General features: G+C 66.6%; 12 protein-coding genes. 9 read left to right on the forward strand and 3 right to left on the reverse strand.

Annotation, left to right across the window (positions count from 1 at the left end; genetic code table 11):
• The first annotated feature begins 167 nt into the window (after positions 1 to 167).
• Positions 168 to 959 (forward strand): proteasome-type protease, encoded by a 792-nt coding sequence (locus THIVI_RS06795; RefSeq protein ID WP_014777885.1) that lies wholly within the window; start codon positions 168 to 170, stop codon positions 957 to 959.
• Positions 960 to 1,034: 75 nt separating this feature from the next.
• Positions 1,035 to 2,030 carry a glutaminase A gene (gene glsA, locus THIVI_RS06800; protein ID WP_014777886.1) on the forward strand — a complete coding sequence of 332 codons (996 nt, stop codon included), beginning with the start codon at positions 1,035 to 1,037 and terminating at the stop codon, positions 2,028 to 2,030.
• Here glsA and THIVI_RS06805 read toward each other — a convergent pair.
• Positions 1,939 to 2,910, reverse strand: a complete 972-nt coding sequence (locus THIVI_RS06805) for a LysR substrate-binding domain-containing protein (RefSeq protein ID WP_245537389.1) — start codon at positions 2,908 to 2,910, stop codon at positions 1,939 to 1,941. The two genes, glsA and THIVI_RS06805, sit on opposite strands and share 92 nt — an antisense overlap.
• A 96-nt stretch (positions 2,911 to 3,006) precedes the next feature.
• Between THIVI_RS06805 and THIVI_RS06810 the strand changes: the two genes are divergently transcribed.
• From THIVI_RS06810 to THIVI_RS06820, 3 genes are read left to right on the forward strand one after another with little or no spacing between them, the layout of a single operon-like run.
• A complete protein-coding gene (locus THIVI_RS06810) occupies positions 3,007 to 4,827 on the forward strand; it encodes an assimilatory sulfite reductase (NADPH) flavoprotein subunit (protein ID WP_014777888.1) in 1,821 nt (606 codons plus the stop codon).
• The gene (gene cysI, locus THIVI_RS06815) at positions 4,827 to 6,509 is read left to right on the forward strand and encodes an assimilatory sulfite reductase (NADPH) hemoprotein subunit (protein WP_014777889.1); all 1,683 of its coding nucleotides are present in this window, start codon (positions 4,827 to 4,829) and stop codon (positions 6,507 to 6,509) included. Before THIVI_RS06810 ends, cysI begins: the two co-directional genes overlap by 1 nt.
• Positions 6,502 to 7,233, forward strand: coding sequence for a phosphoadenylyl-sulfate reductase (locus tag THIVI_RS06820; protein ID WP_014777890.1), 732 nt, complete (start codon positions 6,502 to 6,504; stop codon positions 7,231 to 7,233). Before cysI ends, THIVI_RS06820 begins: the two co-directional genes overlap by 8 nt.
• Positions 7,234 to 7,384: 151 nt before the next feature.
• Here THIVI_RS06820 and THIVI_RS06825 read toward each other — a convergent pair whose 3' ends face one another.
• Positions 7,385 to 8,719, reverse strand: a complete 1,335-nt coding sequence (locus THIVI_RS06825) for a tetratricopeptide repeat protein (RefSeq protein WP_014777891.1) — start codon at positions 8,717 to 8,719, stop codon at positions 7,385 to 7,387.
• 344 nt (positions 8,720 to 9,063) lie between these two features.
• On the opposite strand from THIVI_RS06825, the gene THIVI_RS06830 reads away from it, so the two are divergent.
• The 4 genes from THIVI_RS06830 to THIVI_RS06845 all read left to right on the forward strand — a co-directional run bounded on the left by THIVI_RS06830 (position 9,064) and on the right by THIVI_RS06845 (position 17,141).
• Positions 9,064 to 10,470 carry an FAD-binding oxidoreductase gene (locus tag THIVI_RS06830; protein ID WP_014777892.1) on the forward strand — a complete coding sequence of 469 codons (1,407 nt, stop codon included), beginning with the start codon at positions 9,064 to 9,066 and terminating at the stop codon, positions 10,468 to 10,470.
• Positions 10,471 to 10,770: 300 nt separating this feature from the next.
• Positions 10,771 to 11,364 (forward strand): DUF3611 family protein, encoded by a 594-nt coding sequence (locus THIVI_RS06835; protein ID WP_014777893.1) that lies wholly within the window; start codon positions 10,771 to 10,773, stop codon positions 11,362 to 11,364.
• Positions 11,365 to 11,466: 102 nt separating this feature from the next.
• Positions 11,467 to 13,344, forward strand: coding sequence for an autotransporter assembly complex protein TamA (locus THIVI_RS06840; RefSeq protein ID WP_014777894.1), 1,878 nt, complete (start codon positions 11,467 to 11,469; stop codon positions 13,342 to 13,344).
• Complete coding sequence (locus THIVI_RS06845) at positions 13,344 to 17,141, forward strand: translocation/assembly module TamB domain-containing protein (protein ID WP_014777895.1); 3,798 nt, start codon at positions 13,344 to 13,346, stop codon at positions 17,139 to 17,141. The genes THIVI_RS06840 and THIVI_RS06845 overlap by 1 nt, the downstream gene beginning before the upstream one ends.
• A 26-nt stretch (positions 17,142 to 17,167) precedes the next feature.
• On the opposite strand, the gene THIVI_RS06850 is transcribed toward THIVI_RS06845, so the two are convergent.
• Positions 17,168 to 19,015 carry a SufS family cysteine desulfurase gene (locus THIVI_RS06850; protein WP_014777896.1) on the reverse strand — a complete coding sequence of 616 codons (1,848 nt, stop codon included), beginning with the start codon at positions 19,013 to 19,015 and terminating at the stop codon, positions 17,168 to 17,170.
• Positions 19,016 to 19,146: the final 131 nt, after the last annotated feature.

The raw sequence follows: 19,146 nt of genomic DNA on the forward strand, positions 1-19,146 counted from the left end.
TAAGGACGCGCCGCCACCGAACGTCCATTTGAAAGGGCCGAAGACTACCCTGTTTTCGTGACCATCGGGAGTGTTGCGACAATATTCTCCGCCGATCGCTTGACCGATTATCCCGTGCCGGATGATCCTTGCGAACCGATTTCACACCACGACAGGGGCATGAAAAGATGACATATTGCGTGGGACTCCTACTCGATCAGGGCCTGGTCATGGCTTCCGACTCGCGCACCAACGCGGGTGTCGATTACATCTCCTCGTACAGCAAGCTGCATGTGTTTCAGCCGGCGCCGGACCGGCTGTTCGTCATCATGGCCGCCGGCAGTCTGGCAACCACGCGCGAGGTGCTGGACCGCATCCGCCGCGATCTGGATCAGGCGGTCAACCCCCGACCCAGCTTCTACCAGCAGTCGCCCGGCGCCACCCTGTTGAACGTCAACTATCTGTTTGAAGCGGCGACCTATCTCGGACAGGTGAGCGTGGCGGTGCAGAACGAACATGGCCCCGCGCTCCGTCAATCCGGCGTGAGCGGAGAGGCAACCTTCATTCTGGGCGGGCAGATCGCGGGCCAGCCGCCGGGGCTGTTTCTCATCTATTCCCAGGGTAATGCGATCGCGGCCACCCCCGAGACGCCTTATCTGCAGATCGGCGAAAGCAAATACGGCAAGCCGGCATTGGATCACATCGCGACGATCGGCCTGTCGCTCGACGACGGCGCGCGCCTCTGTCTGGTTTCGCTCATCGGGACCGCGCGCTCCAACCTGAGCGTGGGACCGCCGTTCGAGGTGGCGGTCTGCGCGAGGGATCTCTTCTCGCCCTCCTATCGCCTCAAGCTGGACGCGAATTCGCCGGAACTGGAAACGATTACCCAGCAGTGGCGCGAGAGCTTACGCCAAGCCTTCCGCACCCTGCCGCGCTTCGGTTGGGAGCTTGGAGAGACTCAGGCCGCGCCGCCGCTTTAAGGCGATTTCCGGGAAAGGCTGTACCCGAGATCAAGGGCTTCAAATGGACAGGATTAACAATCGGCCACAACCATCATGCCAATCGCTTCCGACTGCATCTCCACCGGCCATCTGCCCGCCCCCGAGCAGGTACGGGCGTTGGTCGACGAAGCCCATACCCGCTTCGGGCCGTGCGCCGAGGGACGGAATGCGGACTATATCCCGGCGCTCGCGGCGGTTCCGAGCCACCTGTTCGGCATCTGTCTCGCCGGCACTTCCGGCCAGATGTACGCGGTGGGCGATACCGACCATGCCTTCACCATTCAGAGCATCTCCAAGCCCTTCGTCTTCGCCCTGATCTGTCAGTCCATCGGCGAGGACGCGGCGCGGCGCAAGCTCGGCGTCAACAGTACCGGCCTGCCCTTCAACTCGGTGATCGCCGTCGAGCGCTCGACCGGCGGCGTGACCAATCCCATGGTGAACGCGGGCGCCATCGCGACCTCCAGTCTGGCGCCCGGCGCGGGCGCCGAGGACAAATGGCGGTTCATCCGGGACGGACTCTCGCGGTTCGCCGGACGCGCGCTGGAGATCGACGCGGCGGTGTATGCATCCGAAATGTCGGCCAATCAGCGCAACGCCGGCATCGCCAAGCTTCTGAGCGCCTACGATTCGATCTACTTCGATCCGCTGGAGGCCACCGACATCTATACCCGGCAGTGCTCGCTGCGCGTGACCGCGCGGGATCTGGCCGTCATGGCGGCGACCCTGGCCAATGGCGGAGTCAACCCGTTGACTCGGGAATCCGTCATCGATCCCATTCACTGTCAGCATGTCCTGGCGGTGATGGTGACCGCCGGGCTTTACGAGAATTCGGGCGACTGGCTGTACGACACCGGGTTACCCGGCAAGAGCGGGGTGAGCGGCGGCATGATTGTGGTCGCGCCCGGCAAGGGCGGTCTGGCGACCTTCGCGCCGCCGCTCGACGCGGCGGGAAACAGCGTCAAGGGACAACTGACGGCGCGTTTTCTTTCCGAGCGATTGGGCCTGAACCTCTTTGCATCAAGGCCGTCTCCTCCTGAAAGACCGCGATGAACCGCCGCTGGAAGACACGCAGATAGCGGTCTTTCAGATGGGCGATGCGCGTGATCTCCCAGGGAAACAGATGGCTCAGATCGCGCCGTTCCAGGTCCGCGTCGGCGTCTGGCTGATAGGCCATGTCCGCGATGATGCCGATGCCCAGCCCTTCGCGGACGTAGACCTTGATGACGTCCGTATCCGCCGCGCTCAGGACGACGCGCGGCTCTAGCCCGTGCCGCGCGAAGGTTCCGCTCAGATTGCCGCGTCCGGTGAAGCCGAAGACGTAGGTGACGATGGGGTGCTCGCACAGCCGCTCCAGCGTTAAGGGGCGCTGGGCGAGGATCGCATGTCCGGCCGGCGCGATGAGGCAGCGGTTCCAGCGATAGCAGGGCAAGGAGGTCAGATCCTGCTGCTGGCCGAGACCCTCGGTGCAGACCGCGAGGTCGACGGCATCCCGCTGCAGCAGTTCGATCAACCGCCCCGGCGTCCCCTGGTGGATCTCCAGCGCGACCTCCGGGTATTCCTGCACGAAGCGACGGATCACCGGCGGCAGCACGTAGCGCGCCTGGGTGTGGGTCGCCGCGATCCGCAGTACGCCATGACGCTCCTCCTTGTGATCCTTGCCGACCGCCAGGATGCTTCCGGTCGCGGTCAACGCCTCGCGCGCATGCCGAAAGACCTGCTCTCCGGCCGCCGTCAGACCCACGAGCCGTTTGCCGTGTCGGCGCAGCAGGCGCACGCCGAGTTCCTCCTCAAGCTGCTTCAGGTGCTGGGAAACCGCAGGCTGAACAAGGTGTAGGCGATCGGCCGCTTGACTGACGCTGAAGCCGGTGTCGATCAGGGTGACGAGCGAGCGAAGCTGGCGCAGTTCCATATCATGAAAAATGATGAACATAAACATTAAATCATTTCACGTGATTTATAGGCCCGCCCATACTCGCTTGCAAGCTCAATCGACAGACGACCGCTTGACGCGGCGCCGGAGACGCCAATGACCTCCATCGCGCGGAACAGTCGCGCCCCTTCGCCGGATACCGTGGCGGCGCTTCCCGTGGGGGAAGACAGGCTGCGCGCGCTCCATCGGCTGATCGCCGGTCTGAGCCAGACCCAAATGGCGTGGATGAGCGGCTATCTCGCCGGGCTCGGCGGATTGACCGCTCCTGCCGCCGCCGAGCCGGCGCCGGCCGCCAGCATCACCGTCCTCTACGGCAGTCAGACCGGCAATGCGCGCAAGATCGCCGAGACGCTGGGCACGCGGGCCAAGGCTCAGGGGCAGGCCGTGCGCGTCCTCTCCATGGCCGACTACCGCGCCCGGGACCTGGAGCGCGAAGGGTTGCTGCTGATCGTGGTCAGCACCCACGGCGAGGGCGAACCGCCGGACGCCGCGCGCGAGCTGCACGGCTTTCTCTTCAGCCGCCGGGCACCGCGTCTGGAGTCGGTCGAGTTCGCCGTCCTTGGGCTTGGCGATTCGAGCTATGAGCACTTCTGCAAAACCGCCCGGGACTTCGACGAGCGTCTGACGGAACTGGGCGCGCGGCGGGCAATCTCCGCGCACTGGTGCGATGTGGATTTCCAGCCCGTCGCGGAACAGTGGTCCGCGCAGGCGCTCAAAGAGATCGCCGAGCGCGCGACTCCCACCCCGGCCGCGCACCGCACCGCCGAGATTCTGACCCTGCCGGGCGTCACCCTGCCGCAGACGCCGTGCGTCGACCGCGAGCATCCGTCTGCGGCCGCCCTGATCGAGCACCGTCGTCTGACCACGGACAATGCCGTCGGCGACGTGCGGCACCTCGGCTTCGCCATCGATTCGGCGGCTCTGGCCTTCACGCCCGGCGATGCCCTGGGCGTCTGGGTGCGTAACGATCCGGCCCTGGTCCAGGACATCCTCGGGCTGACCGGTCTGTCCGCCGAGGCGTCGGTCCGGCTGGGCGACGACGACTTGAGCCTGCACGATGCCTTGACCGAGCGTCTGGAGCTGACCCAACTCCACCCAGGCGTTGTCCATGCCTGGTCCAGTCTCTCCGGCGATGCCGCGCTTGCCGCGCTCTGCGAGGATGCGGGTCGGCGCCGGGCCTACGCCGCCGAGCGTCAGCTCATCGACCTCATCGCGGCACATCCGGCGCGACTCTCGGCGGACGCGTTGGTCCAAGCGCTCAAGCCGCTTGCGCCACGGCTCTATTCGATCGCCTCCAGTCAGGCCGAGCGCGACGACGAACTCGCGCTCACGCTCTCGGTCGTGCGCTACGCGGCCCAGGGTCGCGATCGTCTGGGTGCGGCCTCCGGCTTCCTGGCCGACCGACTGCCGCTGGACGAGACCGCTCGGGTCTATGTCGTCGAGAACCCCGGCTTCCGGCTGCCCGAGGACGGCGACACGCCCATCATCATGATCGGCGCCGGAACCGGCATCGCGCCGTACCGTGCCTTCCTCCAGCAGCGCGCGGCCGATGGCGCGCGCGGGCGCAACTGGCTGGTCTTCGGCAACCGTCACTTCCATCGCGACTTCCTCTACCAGCTCGACTGGCTGGCCTGGCGCAAGGCGGGCTTGCTCCACCGTACCAGCCTGGCCTTCTCGCGTGACGGTGCCGAGCGACTCTACGTCCAGGACCGCCTGCGCGAGCAGGGCGCCGAGATCTACGACTGGCTGGAGCGCGGGGCGCATCTTTTTGTCTGCGGCGCCACGGCCATGGGTCGCGCGGTCCACGACGCGCTGATCGACATCGTCGCCGGCATCGGGGGACAGGACATCGAGACGGCGAGCCAAACCATCGAGGCCCTGCTCAGTCAAGGGCGCTACCACAGGGATCTTTACTGATGACGACGCAATTGCACCCCAACGAAGACATCAAGGCCCGTAGCCGCTTCTTGCGCGGCACCCTGGCCGAGAGCCTGGCCGACGACCTGACCGGCGCCTTCGCCCCGGCCGACGCGCAGATCAGCAAGTTCCATGGCTTCTACGAGCAGGACGACCGCGACCAGCGCCAGGACCGCCTGGACCGCCGACTGGAGCCCTATTACAGCTTCATGCTGCGCGCCCGCCTGCCGGGCGGCGTCTGCACGCTGGAGCAGTGGCTCGTCATCGACGAGATTGGCCGCACCCTGGCGAACGGCACCCTGCGGCTGACCACGCGCCAGACGTTCCAGTATCACGGCATCCTCAAGCGCGACCTCAAGGGCGTGATCCAGGGGATCAACCGGGCGCTCATCGATTCCATCGGCGGCTGCGGCGACGTCAACCGCAACGTGCTCTGCAATCCGAATCCGGTCGAATCGCGCCTGCACGCCGAGGCTCACGACTGGGCGCGGCGCATCAGCGAACACTTGCTGCCCAAGACGCGCGCCTACCACGAGCTTTGGCTCGACGGCGAGCAGGTCGCGGGCGAGGAGTCCGAACCGCTCTACGGCGCGACCTATCTGCCGCGCAAGTTCAAGACCGCGGTCGCCGTCCCGCCGATCAACGACGTCGACGTCTATGCCAATGACCTCGGTTTCATCGCCATCGCGGACGCGGGCAGGCTGGTCGGGTTCAACGTCCTCGCCGGCGGCGGCATGGGCACGACCCACCGCGACACCAGCACCTATCCGCGCCTGGCGGACAGCCTCGGCTTCCTCCCGCCCGAGCACACCCTGGCGGTGGCCGCCGCCGTCGTCTCGGTCCAGCGCGACTTCGGCAATCGTGTCGAACGCAAGCTGGCGCGGCTCAAGTACACCATCGAGACCCTGGGGCGCGACCGCTTTCGCGCGGAGGTCGAGGAGCGGGCCGGCATCCGCTTCGAGCCGGCGCGGCCGATCCGTTTCAGCGAACGCGGCGACCGCTACGGCTGGGTCGAGGGCCATGACGGGCGGCGGCATCTGACGCTTTTCATCGAGAACGGGCGGGTCGTCGACCGCCCCGGCGCGACCATGATGACCGGCCTGCGCGAGATTGCCCGGATCCACCAGGGCGATTTCCGCATCACTCCGAGTCAGAACCTCATCGTGGCCGGCGTCGCGCCCGAGCAGGCCGACCGCATCGAGACCCTCGCCCGCGAGCATGGGCTAATTCAGGACCAGCGCTCGCGGGTCAGGCTCCAGGGAATCGCCTGCGTCGCCCTGCCGACCTGTCCTCAGGCCATGGCCGAGGCCGAGCGCAGCTTCCCGGAGATCGTCGATGCGGTGGAGGCGCTGATCGCGCGGCACGGGCTGGGCGATCTCGATCTGCACCTGCGCATGACCGGCTGCCCCAATGGCTGTGCACGCCCATTCCTGGCCGAGGTCGGGCTCGTCGGCAAGGCGCCTGGCCGCTACAACCTTATGCTTGGCGGCGACGACCGCGGCACCCGGCTCAACCGCCTCTACCGGGAGAACCTGAGCGAGGCCCAGATTCTCGAATCGCTCGACGGGCTGCTCGGCCGCTATGCCGTCGAGCGCGAGCCGGATGAGCGATTCGGCGACTTCGTCATCCGTGCCGGCATCGTCCGGCCCGTGATCGATCCAGCGAGAGACTTCCATGAGTAAGGCATTGCAGAACGTTTGGACAGACCTCGGGGCCGAACGTCAAGCGGACTTCATCGCATCCGCCAACGGACATCTGAGCGGACTGAGCGCGCGGGAGCGGGTCGCCTGGGCGATGGACCAGCTCCCCGGAAAGCACATGCTCTCCTCCAGCTTCGGCGTCCAGGCCGCAGTCATGCTGCACTTGGTCACCTCGGTCGCGCCGCGTATCCCCGTCGTCTTCGTCGACACCGGCTATCTCTTCCCCGAGACCTACCGCTTCGTCGACGAACTGACCGAGCGGCTGGATCTCAACCTACACGTCTACCGCTCGCCCCTGTCCTCCGCATGGCTGGAGGCGCGGCATGGAAAGCTCTGGGAGAGCGGCCTGGACGGCATCGAGCACTACAACCGCCTCAACAAGGTCGAGCCCATGCGCCAGGCGCTGAAAGAGCTGGAGGTCGGGAGCTGGTTCGCCGGACTGCGCCGGGACCAGTCCAATAGCCGCCGGGAGGTCCCGGTGCTGGCGAGTAAGGACGGTCGCTTCAAGATCCATCCCATCGTCGACTGGCGCGACCGGGACGTTTATCGGTACCTCAAGCGACACGACCTGCCCTACCACCCGCTATGGGAGCAGGGCTATGTCTCCGTCGGGGATGTGCACACGACCCGGCGACTGGAGCCGGGGATGCTGGCGGAAGAGACCCGGTTCTTCGGGCTCAAGCGGGAGTGCGGGTTGCATGAGTGACAGCCTCGCCGCCCTGAAGGACGGCGATTCCTAAGCGGCAATGCGCAAGCAAGCACGCCGGGCGTCGCGGAGACCCCGACGGCACTTCGTGTGGCACCGGAAAGCATGCCGCGGTCGCCAACGCCGTGAAGGCACAGGCGACCGCAACGACTCAAGCGACCTGACGCAAGGGCACATCGCCGGCTCTCGCGGCAAGGGCGTGGGCACTCGCACTGTCCGGTTTGAGATCGATCCGCTCGGCAATCAGCGCCCGTGCCAAGGCGAGCTGCCCATCCCGCAGCGCGGCCTCGATCAAGGTTAGATCGATCAGATCCCGTTGAGCATGGCTGCCACCGAACCGATTAGCCCGATCCCGGACGGGCCGCAGCAGGCGGACCGTCTCGGCATAGTCGCCCTCGCCGAAGGCATGGATCGCGCGGGTGACCGGGGATCCGACCTCGCCCACGAAGAGGCGGTTGTCGCCCGCGTCCTGCACTGCTCGCTCTTGTGCCGCGAAAACCCGCTTGGCGGCCTCTCGCCGCTGCGCGCCCGTGAAGGCCATCATGGCGTGGGCGTCGTTGAAGGCGTAGTTGCCTGCGTCCGCGACCGGCTCCCAACCGTCCGCCACGGCCTGCCAGCGCGCGCCGAGCGGGATGCCCCGAAGCGTCAGGCGCCACAAGAGCGCCGAGGCGTCGATCATGTCGAGCACGACCCGGGAGCGCGGTCCATAGATGGGTCCGTCGAACAGCCGCAGCACCTCGTCCATCTCGCTCAGTTCCAGGTGATAGAGCGCCAAGTGCCACCAGAGGTGCACTGCGAAAAAGTTGTCGACGGACCAGGCGTCCGAATCGCTGCGCAGCCAGTCGATGCCCTCGGTCGGGCGGCCCTGCATCTCCATGACATGAGCGACGGCGTGCCAAGCCCAGGCGTCCTGTCGCTCCAGCTCGACCGCGCGCCGCCCCGCGGCCTCGGCACGCGCGTAGAGCCCGTTCTCCTCCAGTCCGAAGGCGTGCATCCCGGCGATGACGTGATAGCCGGGCATCTCGGCGGACCAGGCAGGGAGCGCGCGCGCGATGCGGTCGCGGAGCAAACGGGTCGAGCCCGTGTAAAAATCCACCAGATGACCGACCTGCAGCGCGAGGATGTCGCGCGGGTGGTCGATGGCGATGTCCTCCAGGATCCGCGAGGCGGCCTGCCACTCGCTGTCCGAAAGGTGCTGCACGGCGGTCAGATGGGCACGCTCGCGCGTCGTGCTCGGTAGGGTTTTGGCGATCTCCAGGTCCGCGCGGGCCACGGCGAATCCGTCCGGCTCGGTCCCCAGCAGATGCAGGTAGGCATGAAGGACGTGGGCCATGACGAATTCCTGACTCCGTCGAACCGTCTGCTCGGTGGTCGCCACCGGGTCGCCCCGATAGCATTGAAACTCATGGAGCCCCTGCCGATAGAGATCGGCCGCGGTCGCATCGGCGCCGCTCATGGGAAGGCCGAGGGCATCGTTTCGGGTCATCGCGATTCCTCCTCGTTCGGGTTGGTCTATTCGGTTGATCCACCGGGATGCTCTCACGTTGAAGATAGCCTACGACCTGCCCCTCATGGGGCCGTGAAACCTGCGTGAAAATTGGGGAAAAATGCTATTCAGGCGATTCGCCGGACTCCAGTCACCACGCCGTTGGCGAGCGAGTCCCTGACCACGAATACGGAAAATGGCTTAATAAACGTAAGGATGCAGGCGGAACGGCCGTTCCGCGCGAGCGTTCGAGTGTCTACACTTCTGAGATCATGAGCACAGACGTACCCGATGGATTGCAAGCCCGCTCAGGGTCTGTCCCCAATGCCAACAGGTCTACGAGCATGATCAATTCGCACACGCAAAACCTTCAGACGTTCGTCTCCAAGCTGTCAGGTCGTGTCCTGCTTCCCGCCGATCCAGACTATGAGCAGGCCCGTCAGGTCTGGAATGCAATGATCGACCGCCGACCCGCCGTGATCGCCCAATGCGCCGATCCCGACGACGTCCGCCTTGCGCTGCACTTCGCGCGGGAGCACGACCTCGAGATCGCCATTCGCGGCGGCGGGCACAACATCGCCGGCAACGGCATCTGCGACGGCGGTTTGTTGATCGATTTCTCCGGTCTGCGGGCCGTCGAGGTCGATCCCGAGGCCCGTATTGCCCGGGTACAGCCCGGCGCAACGCTGGCGGACCTGGATGAGGCCACCCAACGCCATGGCCTGGCCACCCCAGTCGGCATCAACTCGACGACCGGGGTCGCGGGACTGACCCTCGGCGGCGGCTTCGGCTGGCTCTCGCGCCGGCATGGCTTGACGGTGGACAACCTGCTGGCGGCCGATGTCGTCACCGCCGACGGCCGCCTGCTGCACGCCAGCGCCGACGAGAACGCCGACCTCTTCTGGGGCCTGCGCGGTGGCGGCGGAAACTTCGGCATCGTCACCGGGTTCGAGTTTCGGCTGCACCCGGTCGGCCCGGAGATCCTCGCCGGCCTGGTCGTCTATCCGCTGGAGCAGGGTGACCAGGTCCTGCGCGGCTACCGCGAATACGTTCGCACCGCGTCGGAATCGGTGAGCGCCTGGATCGTGATTCGACAGGCGCCGCCGCTGCCCTTCCTGCCGCCCGAGGCGCATGGTCGAAAGGTCGTCGTGCTGGCGATCGCCTGCACCGCTCCGCCCGCCGAAGCGGAGCCCCTGGTCGCTCCGCTGCAGCAAATGGGCGATCCACTCGGCGTTCACCTCGGGATGCAGCCCTTCACGCAGTGGCAGAAGGCCTTCGACCCGCTGCTGACACCGGGCGCCCGCAACTATTGGAAGTCGCACAACTTCAGCGAGCTGGACGACGGGCTGTTGGATGTCATGATCGCCGGCGGAAACCGTTTGCCCACGCCCGACTGCGAGATCTTCGTCGCCCATCTCGGGGGCGCACCCAATCGGGTGCTACCCCAGGACACCGCCTACGCGCAGCGCGATGCCCATTTCGTGATGAATGTCCACGGGCGCTGGCATCAGGCGAGCGACGATGCCGCAGGAATCGCCTGGGCGCGCGAGGTCTTCGCTGCCTGCGCGCCCTTCGCGTCCTCGGGGGCCTATACCAACTTCATGACCTCCGACGAAGCCGGGCGACTCGAGACAGCTTATGGCGCCAATTTAGGTCGACTGCAGCAGGTCAAGCAGCGCTATGACCCCGACAACGTCTTTCATCTCAATCCGAACATCCGCCCCCAAGGCGCCGCGCCGGTCGCCGGATAACCGATGATCTCGGGAAAAGCCGTCGAACCGCAAAGGCGCAAAGGCGCAAAGGCGTAAAGGCGTAAAGGCGCAAAGGACACCAGGATTTTTCAATGGATTGAAGCGAGCAGCGCGATCATCCGGCGATGCTCACAACACCTCGTCGCCTTCGCGCCTTGACGGCTCCATCCGTGTACCGCAAACGAGACGATTGAACTCTGTGCTATTCTCTTACAGCTTGTATAAGATTTGAGTTGCTTCCTTTCACCACAACAATTTTTAGGTCTCTAGAGACTTAATCTTAATCAGGTCGAGACAGCCATGTTGAAAGAACTCATCGATTCCCTGCAATCCACGAATCGCGAAAGTCTGGGCAACGCCTTCTCCCGCTTAGGGTGGAGCGGCTTTTGGATACAGATCGTCGTCGGGGCAATCCCGATCATTCTGATGGTTTACTTTTTTACCTTTGCGAATTCACCGACCGGCCCCCGGGCCGGTCTGCCGATGGTCGAGTTCCTGACGCTCGGCAGTCTGGTGCTCCTCGTCTTCACCACCTTCTGGTTCTGGCGTTATACGCGAATTGCCAAAAGTATCCGGGCGCCTCAGTCGACCCTGCCGCTCGATTCGCTGAACCAGACGGTCTGGACTGGGATCGTCGCCAGCAGCATCGGGATTCTGTTATCGGTCACCGTGGTCTTCGTCGAAGCCTCGCATCTATTGTTCTACTTCCTGTCCTCGCCGCAAGCGGGTGTACCAGTCATCCAGGCACAAACGGCGGGGACCAGTTGGGTCTCGGCCGTCGACATGATCAGTCTGATGGCTTTGATCCTGGTTCTCGCCGCCGAAGTGGCGGTGCTGGTACTCGGACTGTGGCTGCTGTTCCGGACCACGCAGTCCTGCCAGGCCGCTGCCTGATTGCCCAAGGGCGCAAGACTCCTCGCACGCCTCATGCCGCGACGAGCGATTCGTCTTTTGATCGTGGAGCCATGGACGGCTCCCTGTCTGTAACCGGGCTGCATGGCCGTCACGACGGGGCAAGGCTGGAGATGGCTCGGGATCTGGGCCGCGTGCGCGGGACTCGCCCTCGCGGCCCAGGCATTTGCCGCCGACCCCCAACCCTATCGCGTGACCATCGTCCCCACCGGCGATGCCGACCTTGATGGCGCCATCGCGGAGAGCTCGCTCCTCATCGGCCTGCGCGAGCGGGCGCCCGTCGGCCCCTTTGCCCTGGTGACGCGCGCCGACGCCGACAAGGCGCGCTTTCTCAAGATTCTGAATGGCTTGGGCCATTACGCCCCAAGGGTTGAGGTACGCATCGCCGGGCGCGCCAGCGATGATCCCGCCCTACTGACTCTGCTCGAAGACCTGCCGGCGGCCCCTCCCGCACCGGTGGAGATCAACATCGATCCCGGTCCGCTCTACCACCTGGGCGTCGTGGATCTACAGGGGCCGGTGTCCGCGACCGCGCGCGCGGCCTTTACCCTGCAACCCGGCGATCCGGCGCGGGCCGCCGCCGTGCTGGCGGCCGGCCAGTCCGTCCTCGACACCCTGCTGGAGGAAGGCTTTGCCCTGGCGACCCTGTCGGAACCCGACGCAGTGGTCGATCACGCTGCTCGCACCCTGGATATCCTCTACCTGGCCGAGCCCGGCCCACGGCTCGGACTGGGGGCGGTCGAGGTGATCGGTCTCGACCGGCTGCGCGAGGACGCCGTCCACCGTCGCCTGGGTCTGACGCCCGGCGAGCCCTTCAGCCCGAGCCGTCTGGAGACCGCCCGCCGCGATCTGCTGGCGGCCGGAGCGCTGGCCTGGGCGCGACTGACCCCCGCGACCATGCCGGACGCACAGGGCCGCTTGCCGCTCAGACTGGAGGTGGCCGAGCGGCCGTTGCGCGCGCTCCGTCTGGGCGGGGCCTATTCCAGCGACATCGGCGGCTCGCTCACCGCGTCCTGGACCCATCGCAATCTGTTCGGCCGGGCCGAGCAGTTGACTCTTGGCGCCGAGGTCGGAGAATTGGCCGCGAACCGGCCCGATGAATTGGGCTATCTCACGACCGCGACCCTGCGTCTCCCCGATATCTGGCGGCGCGACCTGAATCTGCGGTTCGATCTCGGGGCCACGCGGGAATTCCTCGACGCCTACGATCGGGATGCCGCCAACGCCGCCGTTTCCCTCGAACGGCGCTTTTCAAATGAGTGGTCCGGCCGCGCGGGTCTCGGCTTCGATGTCTCGCGCGTGACCCAAGACGGCGTGACTCGGGACTACCGCCTGTTGTCCCTGCCGGCCAGCGCAATGTACGACAGCACCGACGACCCGCTCGATCCGGCGCGCGGGATCCGCCTGACGGTCCAGTTGATCCCCACTGAGGCGCTGGAGGGCGCCGGGCAGGGCTTCGTGCTTGGCCGCGCCACCGGCTCGACCTACCTCGATCTGAGCAACCTGCTCCAGAGCGGCCCCCAAACGACGAATCGAAACGGCCGCCGGATTCTGGCCACGCGCCTGGCACTGGGCAGTATTGTCGGCACCGAAGCGGATACGGTTCCGCCCGATTGGCGCTTTTATTCCGGTGGCGGCGGATCGGTTCGGGGCTATCCCTTCCAGTCGATCGGTCCAGAGACCGCATCCGGGCAACCCGCCGGGGGCGACGGCCTGCTGGAGACGGCGCTGGAACTGCGCCAGCGGTTTGGCGCCAACTGGGGGCTGGCCGGTTTCCTGGACGCGGGCGCGATCTCGGCGAACGGTCTGCCCGGCGCGGATAGTCTCTCGGTCGGATTCGGTCTGGGTCTGCGCTATTACACGCCGATCGGTCCGGTGCGCGTGGATGTGGCGACCCCGCTCACCCAGCGCGAGGGGATCGCGCCAGTACAACTCTATATCGGCATTGGGCAAGCCTTTTGATGACTCAGGCGATGATTCGGGCCATCTCGCGGCAACTGCTGGTCGCGCTCCTGTTGCCTCTGGCCTTGGTGGGGTTGATTCTGCTCGCCGCCAACACGCGCGCCGGTCAAGGGCTCATCGTCTGGGCCATCGAGCAGGCGAGCGACGGACGGATCCGGATCGAGGGCTTGAGCGGAACCTTGCCCGGCGCGCCCCGACTAGCCCGTCTCGACTGGCGCGACGCGGACGGCTCCTGGCTGCGGATCGAGGATGCGGCCATCGATCTTGACCTTTGGGGACTGACGCATCGGGAATTGGTCATCGATGCACTGACGGCGCGAACAGTCCACCTGACGCGACTGCCGCAATCGGGCGGAACCGACTCCGAACCTCTCAGTCTGCCCCTGTCGGTTCGGTTGCGACGCCTGACCCTTGACCGACTCGATCTCGACGCCACCCTGTTGGGTCTGCCCCTAGCGTTTTCCGTCGCGGGCAACGTCGTGGCACGCGCACCAGGCAGCGCCGAAACGGGTGGCTGGGAGGCCGCGCTGGAGCTGACCGTGCCTGACGGGACGGATCACTATCAACTCACTGGCCAGACCACGAACGGACAGGTTCGCCTGCATCTGCGTCTCTCCGAGTCGCCGAACGGCCAACTCGCCCGGTTGGCCAACCGAGCGGGACTCGGCGCACTGGCCGCGCTTGGCGGGATGACCTTCGACGGCACGCTGGCCGGAACCCACGAGGCGATGACCCTGGATGCAGCCCTGGCGGTCGGGTCGCTCGTCTTGAACGCCGCAGGATCGTTGAATCCGACGCTCGGCGCGGCGACGCAACTGCATCTGGCCGCCAGCGCGCCCGCCCTGACGCTGTCCCCCGGATCCCTACCCGACCTGGAAACCCCGCTGGCTTGGCGGCAAGCGGCAGTGACGGCGGATCTGCATGGTCCCTGGCATGCCCTCCAGGGCAGCGCCCAGATCCGGCTTGAAGGACTGACGACCGGCGATGTGACGCTCGAACGCCTGACCGCCTCCGCAGTTGGCGAGACCGATCGCCTGCGTCTGGATGCGCTCGTCGAAGGTTTGAAGACGCCCGTCGATCTCCCCCCAGGGATCGCGGCGGACCCGCTCCGGATCGCCGGCGAACTGGCCTACGACGACCCGGACTGGCCCTTCCAGCTCAGTCTTCGCCATCCGCTGCTCGACCTTGACGCCATGGGCCTCGCCCGGCAACCGTCCGAGGACATCGACTGGAACATGACCCTGCCCGATCTCGCCGCTCTGGTTCCGGGTTGGTCGGGAGAGGTGCGTGCGCAAGGGCGCCTCACGGGCGGCTTGAGCGCGCCGGTGCTCACCGCCGTGATGACCACTACCGACATGGCTGTTCAGATGGCGCCCATTACGCTCAATGGCGCGGCCGATCTCGGCCGAGGCCGGCTCACCGGCCATCTCCACGCCCGTCTGTCCGATCCCTGGGTAGCGCTCGACCTGACTGGCGACTGGGCCGGCCAACCCGTCTCCATCGCGATCAGCGCCGGACGAACCCCGAACGCGGGACTGCGACTCTCGCTCGGCGACAGCCGTTGGGGGAGCGTCGCGATCGGCGGCGATCTGGAACTGCCGCCGGGGGCCGCCCAGCCCCAGGGAGCGTTGCGGCTCAACGCCGAGCGGCTGGCCGACCTCGTCCCCCTGCTGCAACCCTGGACGGGAACATCGCTCGCCGGCCGTCTCGCTGTCAATCTGACCCTGCCGCCCGCGGGCGCGGCGGAGATCATGGCCAAGGGCGCGGATCTGCTGCTGCCCGGCACGGTCAGGATGCGGACCCTGGATCTCGACGGACGCGTGACCGACCCTGGGAGGGCGGCGGAGATCCGCGCGCGTCTGCGCCTGGAGGGACTGTCATGGGAGGGGCCGAACGGCGTCTCGAACGGCGTCCTGACGGCGACCGCGCAAGGATCGGCGCTCAATCCCGCATTGACCCTGGACACGGATCTGACAACCCCCGCTGGCCGGATCGTCCTGGAGACATCGGGACGCTTCGACCTGCCCGCTCGCCGACTGGCATTCCAGCGACTCGACGCCCGCGTCCGGGACGAGTCCATTCGTCTGCTGGCCCCAGCCGTCCTGGATCTGCGCGCCGGGATTGCGGTGGATCGACTGCGCCTGGGACTGCGCAAGGGCAGCATCGAGATTGCCGGACGCGCGACGCCCAAACTGGATCTCCGGGCAAAGATGACCGCGCTCCCGCTGGAACTCCTGAGTCTGGCGATCCCGGAGTATCCGCTGACCGGCGTTCTGTCCGGCGAGACCCAACTCGCCGGTACGCCAGACGCGCCGCTCGGGTCGCTGCGGATTCAGACCAAAGGGTTGCGACTGAACACGCTGGCTGGACGCAGCCTCCCCCCCGCCGGACTCAAGGCCGACATCGACCTGGAGCCGACAGGAACCCGGCTCGCGATCCAGGCCGAGGCCGGGACGGACAACCGCCTGAGCCTGCGGGGACGCCTCGCCGGACGCCGGCCACTCGCCCCGGACGCACTGGATCTGCGCGCCACCGGCCAACTGAATCTCAACCTGCTCGACCCGCTGCTCACCGGCGGAGGACGCCAGGCGAGCGGCCGGGTCACGCTGGATGCCGCCATCGCCGGCACCCCGGCCGACCCCCGACTGAACGGGACGCTCCAGCTCTCGGATGCCGCTGTCTGGGATCGGACCCTCGGTCTGGCCCTGACACGGATCTCAGGAACCCTGCGGCTCTCGGGCGACACCCTGCGGATCGAGCGCCTCGCCGGGACGGCCGGAACTGGCTCCGTCACGCTCAATGGCAGTCTCGGCCTGCTGGCGCCAGGAGTCCCGATGGAGCTGACGCTGGTCGCGCGCGCGGCCCGCCCGATCCAGAGCGATTTGCTGGATGCCCAGGGGGATGCGGACCTGACGCTGCGCGGAAACCTCACGGATGGTCTGAAAATCGCCGGCGCGGTCCGCTTGAGCCGCGCCGAGATTCGTCTGCCCGAACGTCTGCCCGCGAACATCGCCACCCTCCGGGTCCGCGAGCGAGGCGCGCCCGTCACGGCGCCGGAACGTCCCTCGGGACTGAGTGGCGCCGCCGCCATCGGGCTTGACCTAGCGATCTCCGCGCCCCGCAACATCACCCTGCGCGGGCGAGGCATCGATGCCGAATTGGGCGGATCGGCGCGTCTCGGCGGGACCGTCGCCGCCCCGCTGGTGAGCGGCGGGCTCGACCTGCTGCGCGGACAGTACGAACTGGTCGGGCAGAATCTGCGCTTCAACCGCGGGCGGATCGACTTCGACGGGGCCGCCGGATTCGATCCAAGCCTGGATCTGGAATCGCGCGCGGTCGCCGACGGCGGCACCGCGATCCTCTCGGTCCTCGGCCGGGCGAGCGCGCCGCGCATCGTGCTGCGAGGCGAGCCCGACATGCCCGACGGCGAGATTCTGTCCCGGCTGCTGTTTGGCGTCGCCGGGGGGCGTTTGTCCGCCGTCCAGGCCGCGCGGCTCGGGATTGCCACCGCATCGCTCGCGGGGATCGCGGTGGACGGACCCGACCTGCTGGAACGGGCGCGCGCCCGGCTGGGCCTGGACCGGCTCACGCTCGGCACCGACGAGCAGGGCCGGGCCAGCCTGGAAGGGGGGCGGCAGTTATCCGAGGGCGTCTATCTCGGGGTCCGACAGAACGCCCGCGCCGGCAAGTCACAGGGCGTCCTGCGGATCGAAGTCACCCCCAATCTGCGACTGGAGGCGGATGTCGGTGCCGCAGGCGGCACCCGCGCGGGAGCGGTTTACGAGATCGAATACTGAATCCGAACCCGGGCATTCCGAACGGTTCAGGCCGGCTCGCCCGCGAGCACCGCGGACTGAAGCGCCAGGTGGCGCAGACGCTGCACCATCGCTGCCAGGCCATTGCGGCGGGACATGCTCAGGTGTTGATCAAGTCCAATCCGAGCGAAAAAGGCATCCGTGTCGAATGCCAGGATCGCCGACGCACGCTGCCCCGAATAGAGTTGCTGAAGCAACGCGATCAGGCCGCGCACGAGATTGGCGTCGCTGTCGGCCAGAAACTCGATGATGTCGTCCGATCCCGGTCTGACCCGCGCGGCAATATGCACCGTGCTCTGACAACCCTGAACCGAATTGGCCGCCGTCTTGAGCGCCTCGGGCATGGGCGGCAGCTTATCGCCCAGATCGATGACGTACTGGTGGCGCATCGGCCAATCGGGCAGGAAGGCAAAGACTTCCGCAATGTCGTCGGCGGCGGCCTGGGGCGACGCGGCGGCGGCGGCGGGGTAGATCGCTTCCTCGGTGTCCACCGCTGGCGCTGGCGCGGCGGACGGCGACACGAAACCCGCCTTGACGCCGGGCTCAAGATTCGCCACGGTCGCACGGGTTTTCTGACGGGCATGATCGACGATATCGGCCACCGCTCCGGCAAGCCGATCGATGTCTTCCAGCGTGTTGTAGACGCCCAGCGAGGCGCGCGCGGTCGAGGCGACGCCGAGCCGATCCATCAAGGGCTGACAGCAATGATGTCCGGTGCGGATACAGATACCCCGCAGATCCAACTGCGCGCCGACATCGAGCGTGGCGATGGGCGGATCGACCAGCACCCAGGACACCACCCCGCTCTTGCGCCGCGCCGTGCCCTTGATCTCCAACCCATGAATGGCGGACAGACGTTCGGTCGCGTGACGCAGCAGGGTCTGTTCGTGCGCGCCGATGCGCGCAAGCCCGAGCGACTCGACCCAGGCGATGGCCGCCGCCAGACCGACCGCGCCGGCAATATTCGGGGTGCCCGCCTCGTATTTGCTCGGCAGCGGGGCATAGGTGGTCTCCTCGAAGGTCACCCGTTCGATCATGTCGCCGCCGCCCTGATAGGGCGGCATGGCGTCAAGCAGATGGCGCTTGCCGTAGAGCACGCCGATCCCGGTCGGCCCGTAGAGCTTGTGCCCGGAGAAGACATAAAAATCGGCATCGAGCGCCTGCACGTCGGTCACGCCATGCGCGACCCACTGCGCCCCATCGATCAGCGCCAAGGCGCCCGCCGCATGCGCCTCGGCGATGATCTCGCTCACCGGATTGACGGTGCCAAGCGCATTGGACACCTGATTGACCGCGACCAGCCGGGTACGCGGCGAAAGCAGACGGCGATACTCGTCGAGCAGAATTTCGCCGGCGTCATCGATGGGGATGACCTTGATCCGAGCGCCAGTGGCGTGCGCCACCATCTGCCAGGGCACGATGTTGGAGTGATGCTCCAGGGTCGAGAGTATGATTTCGTCGCCGGGCTTCAGGTTGGCCGCACCCCAGGTGGAGGCCACCAGATTGATCGACTCGGTCGCCCCTCGGGTAAAGAGACACTCGGCTGGCTCGGCGGCATTCAGAAAACGAGCCACGGTCAGACGCGCGTCTTCATACATCCGCGTCGCAGTCTGCGAAAGCTGGTAGACGCCGCGATGGATATTGGCATGATGCTGTCGATGGTAGTCGCCGACCGCCGCGATCACCGCCTCTGGCTGCTGCGTGCTGGCCGCGCTATCCAGATACACCAGCGGCCGGCCATGGGCCTTGGACCTCAGGATCGGGAACTGCGCGCGCACGGCATAGGCGTCGAGAATGGCGTGAGTCGCACCGAGCGCAAGCGTCGACTCGTCAAGAGAAATAGGCACGGATTTCATGATCAGGTAGTTCTTCCGAATGAGCGAAATTCAAGCCCTCATGCGCCGTTCAGCCAACGCCTATCGCTTGCGAACGCAAGTTGATCGGCGGAACATGCAACGGCCGCAGCATGGAACCCAGTATGACAGTT

The sequence above is a fragment of the Thiocystis violascens DSM 198 genome (genome assembly GCF_000227745.2).
Taxonomy (GTDB): Bacteria; Pseudomonadota; Gammaproteobacteria; order Chromatiales; family Chromatiaceae; genus Chromatium; species Chromatium violascens.